At 47.5% G+C, this 1190-nt stretch carries 1 protein-coding gene; it reads left to right on the forward strand.

Annotated elements, in window-relative coordinates; all coding sequences use genetic code 11:
• Window positions 1-1190: MtrB/PioB family decaheme-associated outer membrane protein (locus R7Q47_RS25435; RefSeq protein WP_318090134.1), on the forward strand; the 1190-nt coding region annotated here is incomplete at both ends.

The raw sequence follows: 1190 nt of genomic DNA on the forward strand, positions 1-1190 counted from the left end.
GGAGTGAGCTACATTGAAGATTTGTGGCTGGTGGATATTGCGTATCGCGGCTCGTTTTTCCGCAATGACAAGTCCGCACTCTATTACGGCGGCATTACCAACCCTTACGCCAATCACCTTGCGTATGAGCCTGACAACGACTTTCACCAATTTGCTGTCACAGGGAATTATCGGTTGAATCAACAAACGTTCAGCGGCCGCTTACTTTGGTCACAAACGTCTTCTGAAGGCGGGTTAAATCCATTCCCGCAGTCCCCCGTTAACTCTAATACATTCCATGGCGAAACCAACACTTGGCAAATGAGCGCGGATTACCACAACAAGCTTTCGCGAGACACAGCTTTCGCCATTTCTGCTGACTATTCAGACAAAGACGATAACTCCGATAGAAACACCATCATCGGCTCTACAAGAGAAAAATACGACCACACAAAAACCAAACTGGAAACAACGTTAACGCATCGTGTTGCGTCTGATGTGAAGGTGAATGCGGGTTATCACTTCAAACAAGACGAGCGAAGCTATGCCGACCGAAAACGTACCGATGAACAACGCGTTTTTGTTGGAGCTCAGTACAGGCCAAACAGTCCGTGGCAATTAGGCGGTAAAGTCTCCTACTCTTTCCGCGATGGCTCTGATTGGCAGGACGACGGCAACGACTCGCCTAATTTGCGCCAATACTATTTAGCCGACAAAGAGAGGATTGAGCTCCGTGGCGACGGCAGTTATGACATGACAGACGATGTCCAGCTACTTGCAGAACTTTGGTACGGAAATGATGACTATGCAAAACCCGATATTGGTTTAAGCGAAGGGGAGGATTACGGCTACGACCTCAGCCTCAACTTCAGTTTACTCGACGGACTAAGCGGGCATGTTTTTTACAATCAACAGATCATCCGCTCCGAGCAACAACAAGCAAACTCTGACGTTGTCGGCTGGAATCGCTACACCACCAGGCTCAAAGATGACATCACAACCATTGGTTTTGGTGTGAGTAAAGAGCGACTGCTGGACGACAAACTTTCTGTCTCATTTGATTACAGCTACAGCCAAGCGGACAGTAAATCTTCAACCACATCTGGTGGTTACCAATATCCTGATAACGAGGCGAACTCGTATCGATTTGAAGTCATCGCTGACTATGAAGTATCTGAAGATCAAAACGTGCAGCTTAACCTCCGTTATGA

The organism is Vibrio sp. Vb0349, from assembly GCF_033338975.1.